We start from the raw sequence: 8,290 nt of genomic DNA on the forward strand, positions 1-8,290 counted from the left end.
AGCGCGGCCTGGGGCGACGACCACGACGGCCGTCGCGACGCCGACGGCGACGCTGGCGACCAGGTAGCGGCGCACCGCGCGCGAGCGGCGCACCAGGCGGGGGTCGAGGGGCTTCACGGTCGGGCCTTCCCGGTCAGGCGGCGAGGGTCTCGGTCGGGATGTGCTGCGTCCCGATCCGCTTGCGGAAGACCCAGTACGACCAGGCCTGGTAGCCGATCACGATGGGCGTGAAGAAGGCCGCGACCCAGGTCATGATCGTCAGCGTGTAGTCGGTGGACGACGCGTTCTCGACCGTGAGGTTCCACGCCGGGTCCAGCGAGCTCGGCATGACGTCGGGGAACAGTCCGGTGAACAGCATCGTGGTGAACAGCGCGATCGCCGCGAACGTCCCGAGGAACGCCCAGCCGTCGCGCTGCGCGACCGCGGCCCCGAGGCCGGCGACGAAGGACAGCGCGGTGAGGCCGGCCAGCACCCACACCGCCGTCTGGTCCTGGTCCATGCCGGTCCAGAAGAGGAAGACCACGGCGAGCAGCGCGGCCACGAGACCGGCCCGCACCGCCAGCGCGTTGGCCCGCTCGCGGACGTCGCCGACGGTCTTGAGCGCCACGAACATCGCGCCGTGCACCAGGAAGACCGACAGGGTCACGAGGCCGCCGAGCAGGGCGTACGGGTTCAGCAGGTCGAGCAGGCTGCCGACGAACTCCTTGTCGGCGTCGATCGGCACGCCGCGGACGATGTTGGTCAGGGCGACGCCCCACAGGAACGCCGGGACGAACGAGCCGACGATGATCGCGCGGTCCCAGCCGCGCTTCCAGGCGACGCCCTCGCGCTTGTGCCGGTACTCGAACCCGACGGCGCGGACGATGAGCGCCAGCAGGATGACGAACAGCGGCAGGTAGAACCCGCTGAACAGCGTCGCGTACCACTCGGGGAACGCGGCGAACGTCGCGCCGCCCGCCACGATGAGCCACACCTCGTTGCCGTCCCAGACCGGGCCGATGGTGTTGAGCAGGACGCGCCGCTCGGTGTCGTCGCGGCCCATGACGGCCATGAGCATGCCGACGCCGAAGTCGAAGCCCTCGAGCGCGAGGTAGCCGACCCACAGGACGGCGATGAGGACGAACCAGACGGTGGTCAGTTCCATGACAGGCCTCTCAGTACGCGAACGCCAGCGGCGTGTCGTCGTCGACGTCGTCGGGGTGGCGGGGCGGCTGCACGTCCGGCAGGCCCTTGTCGATGTAGGTGAGCAGGAGCTTGACCTCGATGACGGCCAGGACGCCGTACAGCGCGGTGAAGCCGACGAGCGAGGTCAGCACGGTGCCTGCGCTGACGCCGGGCGAGACGCCGGCCGACGTCGGCAGCATCCCGAACACCAGCCACGGCTGACGGCCCATCTCGGTGAACACCCAGCCCAGGGAGTTGCCGAGCAGGGGCAGGAAAGGCAGCGCGACGCCGAGCCACGCCCACCGGCGGTGGGTCAGCGTGCGGCCCTTGCGGGTCACCCACAGCAGGAGGGCGCCGGCGGTCGCCGCGGCCATGCCGAGCGTGATCATCCAGCGGAACGTCCAGTAGGTGACCGGGATGTTGGGCGAGTACTTCACGCCCTCGCCGTACTTCTCCTCGTACTCGGCCTGCAGGCTGTTGATGCCGCGGACCTCGGAGTCGAAGTCGCCGTTGGCCAGGTACGACAGCAGGCGCGGCACCTTGATCGAGTACAGCTCGTGCTCGCCGTCGGGCGTGCCCAGGGTCAGGATCGAGAACCCGGCCGGCTGCTCGTCCTCGTAGAGGCCCTCGGCGGCGGCCATCTTCATCGGCTGGACGTCCATCATGACCTTGGACTGCAGGTCGCCGGTGATCGCGACGCCGATGCCGGAGACGACGAGCGTCGCCGCGCCCAGGCGCATCGCGGTGCGCCAGGTGTCGTGGTGCCCGTCGTCGGAGCGGCGCACCATCCGCCACAGGGCGACGCCGGCCACGAAGCCGCCGCCGACCAGGAAGCACGCGGTGATCTGGTGCGGGAACGTCACGAGCACGACCGGGTTGGTCAGCACGGCGACGAAGTCGGTGAGCTCGGCGCGGTTCAGCGCCTCGTTGAAGGTGAAGCCGACCGGGTTCTGCATGAACGAGTTCGCGGCCAGGATGAAGTAGGCGCTCAGGACGGTGCCGATCGCCGCGATCCAGATCGTCGCCAGGTGCAACCCGGGGCGCAGCTTCTCCCAGCCGAAGATCCACAGGCCGAGGAAGGTCGACTCCAGGAAGAACGCCAGCAGGCCCTCGATGGCCAGCGGGGCGCCGAAGATGTCGCCGACGAAGCGCGAGTAGTCGCTCCAGTTCATGCCGAACTGGAACTCCTGCACGATGCCGGTGACGATCCCCATCGCGAAGTTGATCAGGAAGAGCTTGCCGAAGAACTTGGTGAGCCGGAGGTACTTCTCGTCCTGCGTGCGGAACCACGCGGTCTGCAGGCCGGCGACGAGGAACGACAGGCCGATCGTGATCGGGACGAAGAAGAAGTGGTAGACGGTGGTGATGCCGAACTGCCACCGCGCGATCTCGAGTGCTTCCATGCTGGATCCTCCGGGAGAACCGAACTACTACGAGTCGTAGTAACTACTACGGAGCGTAGTACGATGGATCTCGCCGTCACAACGAAGTACTACCTGACGTAGTAGAGGGGTTGGTCACAGTGCCGCGACTCGGGGAGCTGGAGCGTTCGGTCATGAACGCGCTGTGGGACGCGACCGCCCCGCTGACCGTCCGCGAGGTGCAGGAGCGGCTCGACGAGCGCGACCTGGCCTACACGACGGTCATGACCGTGCTCGACCGGCTGGCCAAGAAGGAGATGGTCGTCCGCGAGCGCGACGGACGCGCCTACCGCTACGGCCCGGCGGTCTCGCGCGACGAGGCGACGTCGGAGCTGCTGCACGCCGTGCTCGACAGCGCCGGTGACGACCGCACCGCGGCCCTGGTGCACTTCGCCCGCACCGTCGACCCGTCCGAGGCCGCCGCCCTGCGCAGCGCCCTCGACGAGATCCTGGCGATGGACGACCGGTGACCCCGATCTGGCTGGGCCTGCTCGGGCTGGCGCTCGCGCTGCCCGTCCCGGCCCTGCTCGCCCGCAGCGCGTGGCCGCTCAAGGCGCCCCGCGCCGGCATCATCATGTGGCAGTCGCTGGCCGTCGCCGCGATCCTCGCGACGTCCGGCGCCGGTCTGTCGACCGCCCTGTGGCTGGTGTCGGTCGACGACCCCTCCCCCTGGCGGGTCGCGCTGCACGTCGCCGTCCTGGGCGTCGGCGTCCTGGTCTGGGCCCGCTTCTGGTGGGCGGCGTGGACGGTGTGGCGGCGCACCGCGGAGCGTCGACGCCGCCAGCGCCACCTCGTCGACCTGCTCGGCGAGCCCGACGGCGCCGAGCCGGCCCTGCGCGTCCTGCAGCACGAGACGCCCATCGCCTACTGCCTGCCCGACCGCACGAAGGCACGGGTCGTGGTCTCCAGCGGCACGATCGACCGGCTGGACGAGGACGGGCTGCAGGCCGTGCTCGAGCACGAGCGGTCGCACGTCCGCTCGCGCCACGACCTGGTGCTGGAGGGCTTCGAGTTCCTGCGCGCCGCGTACCCGCGCTTCCTGCGCACCGACGCCCCGCTGCACCAGAGCCAGGTGATGGTCGAGCTGCTCGCCGACGACGCGGCCCGCCAGGTCGGCGGCGTGAAGCCGGTGGCGAAGGCCCTGGTCACCCCTGGCCGACGCGCCCACCCCAGCGGGCGCGCTCGGCGTCGGGTCGGCCGCCGCGGTGCGTCTGGAGCGCCTGCGCGACCCCGACCCGAGCAACCGGCTCGTGTCCGCGACGCTCTACCTGTTCTCGGCCGCCGTGGTCGTCGTGCCGACGGTCGCGATCGCCATCCCGTGGATGGTGCACGCCTGGCAGGTCCTGCTCGAGCGCTGAGCGTCCCCGCTTCGTGAGCCGCGCCCGCTCCCTGAGCCCGTCGAGGGGTCAGACGCGCGCGGCGGTGCGCACCTCGGCGACGTCCCCGCGCGCCGCCCGCGCCGAGGCCTGCCCGGCGAGCTCGTCGGCGGCGACGTTGAGCGGCCAGACGGTGCGGTCGGTCAGGTGGGCCTTGACCTTCTGGAAGAAGACGGGCGCGTCGCGGTCACGGCGGTCCTGCATGGCCGCGTAGATCGCCTGGACGATCTCGACGTTGGCCACGACCTCCTTCTTGGAGTTGCGCCAGCCGTTGCGCGCCCAGCCGGCGGCCCAGGTGGTGGAGCAGCCGATCGTGTAGGCCGAGTCGGCCTGCAGCACCAGCGGACGGTCGGTGAAGTCGCGCAGCGCGTTGAGCACCGCCAACAGCTCGCCGATGTTGTTCGTCCCCTCGACCAGTCCTCCGCACGCGGACGTGCCGTCGTCGGCGACGTACGCCCACCCGGTCGGGCCGGGGTTGCGCACGCTCGAGCCGTCCGTGCCGACGACGACCGCCCCAGGCAGGGCGAGGACGTCGGTGTGCGAACGGGTCAGCGTCATGGAGGTGCTCCTGCGGTCTTCGGGGTGGGCCCGGCGACCCTACCGGCGCACCTTCGCGCGCAGTCGCCCGAGGGGCTGATGACGAAGGGTCTGGGTCGGCGGGGTCGGCCGGTCGGCTCGCCTGAGCCCGCTCCTTGAGCATGTCGAAAGGAGCCCTGGGTGCGTGGTCCCCCGAGGGGCTGAAGACGACGGAGCCGGGCGCGCGCTCGCCCCGGCTCGTCGGCTCGCCCAGGCTCCGCTCGCTGAGCTTGTCGAAGCGTCGAAAAAATCTGGAATCGTGGGGATTTCGCGTTGTTCCTGTCACCCCACCGAGGTAGACTAGAACAAACGTTCGACACGGGGTTTCGGATGATCGTCAGCGAGGTCGCGGCACTGCTGGAGAAGTCCAGCGCGCTTGAGCCCTGGCGCTTGACCGCCGATCAGATCCGAGCCGACCTTCGAGCAGCAGCCGAAGCCGTCGCCGGCCTGCAGGCCCTCACCACCAAGTTGACTGCGGCTGCCGAGGACCTTGGCCTCCCCCGCGAGGACGGGTGCACCTCCGCCACGGTGTGGCTCGCGAGCACGACGAACGTCTCCAAGCGTGAAGCGTCGAAGCTGGTCTCCTTGACTCGGCTCGACCCCACCCGCGGCACCGTCACCCGCGCGCGGTGGGACGCCGGTCAGCTGACGACCGAGCAGGCGCACACCATCCTCAAGGCCCTCGACGCCCTCCCGGAGTGGTTCGTGGACGAGCAGCACGACGACGCCGAGGCGACCCTGCTCCAGCACGCGAAGGACTTTGGCGCGGACGACTTGCGCCGGCTCGCGAACCGGATCGTCGAAGTGGTCGATCCGGACAGTGCGAACGAGATCATCGGCGCCGAGCTCGAGCGCCAGGAGAAGCACGCGTGGGACGAGACCCACCTGTCCATCACTCGCATGGGTCGCGGTCGTTCGAGCATCCGGGGCGTCCTGCCCGATGTGCAGGCGGACATGCTCAAGACCGTCCTCGAGGGCCTCGCCTCACCTCGTAGGGAAGGCGCGATCTTCCGGGACGTGGACGGCGAGCACTCCGACACCGAGATCGGACGATTGGACCACTCGCGTCGCCTGGGGCTGGCGTTGTGTGAGCTGGTCGAGCACCTGCCGAGCGACTGCTTCCCCCAGGCCGGTGGCGTCGCCGCGACCGTCACGATCAACATCGACTTGGACGACCTGCGCGACCGGGTCTCGCGGGCCACGCTCTCCACCGGCAGCACGATGAGTGCGAGCGAGGCCCGCAGGTTCGCGTGCAACGCCGGTCTGATCCCCATGGTTCTCGGCGGCGCGAGTCAGCCGCTCGACGTCGGTCAGCAGAAGCGCCTCCACGACAGGTCCCAGCGCATCGCCCTCGCCAAGCGGGACGGGGGCTGCTCCTGGAAGGGGTGCGACCGCCCGCCCGGCTGGTGCGAAGCCCACCACCTCATCCCGTGGTCACACGGCGGCGAGACGTCGATCGAGAACGGCGCACTGTTCTGCTTCTTCCACCACCACCTGCTCCACGACTCCGACTGGTCAGCCAGGTTGAGTCATGACGGAGTCGTCGAGGTCATCCCACCACCACGCATCGACCCGCAACAACGGCCGCTCCGCCACGCCCGACACGTCAAGCACCGACCACGCGTCCCGGCGTGAGGCTACGGTTCCCTCACATCGAAGCAGGGGGACGAGATGAGGTTGACCACGGCGCTCGTGTGCGTGGGCGTGCTCACGCTGGGCGGCTGCACGGATGACGGGCAGGACGCGGCACCACGCGCGCGCGACGACGAACGGTCATCGGCTCGGCTCGCACCGCAGGACGAGGGCAGCACGAGCGTGTGCCTGCTGGAGTCCCGGGTCGGGCAGCAGTACGGGGTGTCCGGCCCGCCGGTCCGCGCGCTGGGTGGCGACGTCACCCTGACCGGTGTCGAGCTCCACGCGTCGCGCGGCGTCGAGCTGCTCCAGACGCTCGTGACCACGCCCGGACCTGGTGCCGGCGACGGCCTGTGGACCAGCGACTGGCCGGCCGAGGAGGACGAGGACGGCGGCGACGTCCTCGACTGGAGCAGCCGGCGTCCGCTCCCGCAGTCGAAGCTGGAGAGCGGGACCGCCTTCGTCCCCGTGGCGGCCCTACGGATCCGACCGCCGGCGCACTTTGGCGGCCTGTCCTTCACCTTCCAGCGACCGGACGGGACGACAGGCACCGACGTCGCGACAAGCGACGTCTCGTTCGCCCCGGGCACCGCCTGCGACGACCAGCGGGCGCCGTAGGCTCCTCCCCATGCTGCGTCAGCGATTCGCCCGAGCCGTCACCCGTGTCATGGGCTACAAAATGGTCGGAGAGGTGCCCCCGAACGGCATCCTCGTCGGCGCCCCGCACACCTCCAACTGGGACTTCATCACGATGCTGCTGGTCATGTGGCACGGCGGTGAGCACCCCCGGGTGCTGGTCAAGAAGCAGCTGTTCTTCTTCCCGCTCGGGCCGGTCCTGCGGCTGTTCGGCGGCATCCCGATCGACCGCGACAACGCGTCCACGATCGTGTCCGACCTGGTCGCCGAGGCGAAGGAGGGCGAGAGCTTCCGCCTCGTCTTCGCCGCCGAGGGCACGCGCAGCAAGGGCGAGTACTGGAAGTCCGGGTTCTACCGCCTCTCCCAGCAGACCGGCCTGCCCGTGACGCTGGCCTTCTTCGAGCCGCCGACGAAGACGATGGGTTTCGGTCCGTCGTTCGTGGCGTCCGGCGACGTGAAGAAGGACATGGACCTGGTGCGCGCGTTCTACGCCGACAAGGGCGGCATCAAGCCGCAGAACGCGACGCTCCCCCGCCTGCGCGAGGAGGACCGCGCGTAGGGCGAAAGCCCTGACGCCGCTCCTCCGGCGCGTCTACGCTGCCCTCGTGCCTTCCATCTCCCCCGCCGCGCGGAACTGGATCCTGGTCAGCGCGCTGTTCCACCTGCTGCTGGCGCCCGTCTCGATGATCCCCGGGGACGGCTTCACCTGGCGGGGCGGTGCGGCGATGTCCCTGTGGCTTCTCCTGCTGGTGCTCGTCTGGTTCCGCAGCCGGGTCGCGCGCGGCATCTCCTTCATCTGGACGATGACCTGGGCGGTGCTGTTCACCGTCGGCGGGATCATCGACGTGCTCCGCGAGCCGACGACGCTGCTCGTCGCCGCGGTCCTCTACGGCCAGGCACTGCCCCTCATCACGCCGGCCGTGCGTGACCACGTGCAGAAGCGCGACGTCGCCGTCCCGGTCCCCACGGCAGCATGACCACCGCGTCCCCGGCCACCGTCGACGTGTCCCGGCGAGCGCTCGCCGCCGGAGCGGCGCTGCTCGCGCTCGGGTTCGTCGCCGGCCACGTGTGGGCCGACCAGCACGACGTCCGCACCCTCACCGGCACGGCGACGCGGCTGAACGACGAGAACGAGCTGGTCACCTTCGACGCCGACGACGGCACGCAGCTGCCGATCATCGCCGACGCCGTCGCCTGGGAGGCCGACGACGGGGCGAGTTCGGGCGACGGCCGTCCCCCGTGCCTGAGCACTCCGTTGAAGAGGGTCCGGGTCGAGGTCGGTGTCGTGGACGGGTCCCTGCCGGACGGCGGCGGCCCGGAGGAGCAGGTGGTCTGGGTGCGCTGCCCCTAGCCGCTGGCGCGAGCGGCGGCGTTCGCCCGCCGGGTGGCGGCGAGCATCAGCCCCACCGTCGCGACGAACCGACGACGGCGAGCACCGCGGCCGCGACCGAGGCCCGGTCCTGCGCCGCCGCCACGACCGTCGTC

10 protein-coding genes are annotated in these 8,290 nt (G+C 70.6%); 7 read left to right on the forward strand and 3 right to left on the reverse strand.

Translation table 11 applies throughout. The features are described from left to right. Positions 1-133: 133 nt before the first annotated feature. Together cydB and AC2W7G_RS05115 are read right to left on the reverse strand one after the other, a co-directional pair. On the reverse strand, positions 134-1,144 hold the full coding sequence (gene cydB / locus AC2W7G_RS05110; RefSeq protein WP_485867485.1) for a cytochrome d ubiquinol oxidase subunit II: 1,011 nt from the start codon (positions 1,142-1,144) through the stop codon (positions 134-136). A 10-nt stretch (positions 1,145-1,154) separates the two neighbouring features. After that, positions 1,155-2,567, reverse strand: a complete 1,413-nt coding sequence (locus tag AC2W7G_RS05115; protein WP_485867486.1) for a cytochrome ubiquinol oxidase subunit I — start codon at positions 2,565-2,567, stop codon at positions 1,155-1,157. A gap of 119 nt (positions 2,568-2,686) precedes the next feature. Here AC2W7G_RS05115 and AC2W7G_RS05120 point away from each other — a divergent pair, with 119 nt between their 5' ends. After that, positions 2,687-3,055: a BlaI/MecI/CopY family transcriptional regulator gene (locus AC2W7G_RS05120; RefSeq protein ID WP_485867487.1), complete on the forward strand. Its 369-nt coding sequence runs from the start codon at positions 2,687-2,689 to the stop codon at positions 3,053-3,055. Further along, positions 3,052-3,960, forward strand: a complete 909-nt coding sequence (locus tag AC2W7G_RS05125; protein ID WP_485867488.1) for a M56 family metallopeptidase — start codon at positions 3,052-3,054, stop codon at positions 3,958-3,960. The genes AC2W7G_RS05120 and AC2W7G_RS05125 overlap by 4 nt, the downstream gene beginning before the upstream one ends. A gap of 31 nt (positions 3,961-3,991) precedes the next feature. Here AC2W7G_RS05125 and AC2W7G_RS05130 read toward each other — a convergent pair whose 3' ends face one another. Beyond that, entirely contained in the window at positions 3,992-4,519 is a 528-nt protein-coding gene (locus AC2W7G_RS05130; RefSeq protein ID WP_485867489.1) for a ribonuclease H family protein, read from the reverse strand. Between the two features lie 348 nt (positions 4,520-4,867). Here AC2W7G_RS05130 and AC2W7G_RS05135 point away from each other — a divergent pair, with 348 nt between their 5' ends. From AC2W7G_RS05135 to AC2W7G_RS05155, 5 genes are read left to right on the forward strand one after another with little or no spacing between them, the layout of a single operon-like run. After that, the gene (locus AC2W7G_RS05135; RefSeq protein ID WP_485867490.1) at positions 4,868-6,172 is read left to right on the forward strand and encodes an HNH endonuclease signature motif containing protein; all 1,305 of its coding nucleotides are present in this window, start codon (positions 4,868-4,870) and stop codon (positions 6,170-6,172) included. 36 nt (positions 6,173-6,208) lie between these two features. Continuing rightward, positions 6,209-6,787: a hypothetical protein gene (locus AC2W7G_RS05140; protein ID WP_485867491.1), complete on the forward strand. Its 579-nt coding sequence runs from the start codon at positions 6,209-6,211 to the stop codon at positions 6,785-6,787. Between the two features lie 10 nt (positions 6,788-6,797). After that, the gene (locus tag AC2W7G_RS05145; RefSeq protein WP_485867492.1) at positions 6,798-7,364 is read left to right on the forward strand and encodes a 1-acyl-sn-glycerol-3-phosphate acyltransferase; all 567 of its coding nucleotides are present in this window, start codon (positions 6,798-6,800) and stop codon (positions 7,362-7,364) included. 46 nt (positions 7,365-7,410) lie between these two features. Next, positions 7,411-7,782, forward strand: a complete 372-nt coding sequence (locus tag AC2W7G_RS05150) for a hypothetical protein (protein ID WP_485867493.1) — start codon at positions 7,411-7,413, stop codon at positions 7,780-7,782. Beyond that, positions 7,779-8,156 carry a hypothetical protein gene (locus AC2W7G_RS05155; protein WP_485867494.1) on the forward strand — a complete coding sequence of 126 codons (378 nt, stop codon included), beginning with the start codon at positions 7,779-7,781 and terminating at the stop codon, positions 8,154-8,156. Before AC2W7G_RS05150 ends, AC2W7G_RS05155 begins: the two co-directional genes overlap by 4 nt. Positions 8,157-8,290 lie beyond the last annotated feature (134 nt).

Source organism: Aeromicrobium sp. PFPM2_SD2, from assembly GCF_057364525.1.

Excerpts from the sequence above, each read along its gene's own strand:
- AC2W7G_RS05130 (WP_485867489.1), bottom strand. The coding sequence starts at position 4,519 with ATGACGCTGACCCGTTCGCACACCGACGTCCTCGCCCTGCCTGGGGCG.
- AC2W7G_RS05140 (WP_485867491.1), top strand. The coding sequence starts at position 6,209 with ATGAGGTTGACCACGGCGCTCGTGTGCGTGGGCGTGCTCACGCTGGGC.
- AC2W7G_RS05115 (WP_485867486.1), bottom strand. The coding sequence starts at position 2,567 with ATGGAAGCACTCGAGATCGCGCGGTGGCAGTTCGGCATCACCACCGTC.
- AC2W7G_RS05135 (WP_485867490.1), top strand. The coding sequence starts at position 4,868 with ATGATCGTCAGCGAGGTCGCGGCACTGCTGGAGAAGTCCAGCGCGCTT.
- AC2W7G_RS05155 (WP_485867494.1), top strand. The coding sequence starts at position 7,779 with ATGACCACCGCGTCCCCGGCCACCGTCGACGTGTCCCGGCGAGCGCTC.
- cydB (WP_485867485.1), bottom strand. The coding sequence starts at position 1,144 with ATGGAACTGACCACCGTCTGGTTCGTCCTCATCGCCGTCCTGTGGGTC.
- AC2W7G_RS05145 (WP_485867492.1), top strand. The coding sequence starts at position 6,798 with ATGCTGCGTCAGCGATTCGCCCGAGCCGTCACCCGTGTCATGGGCTAC.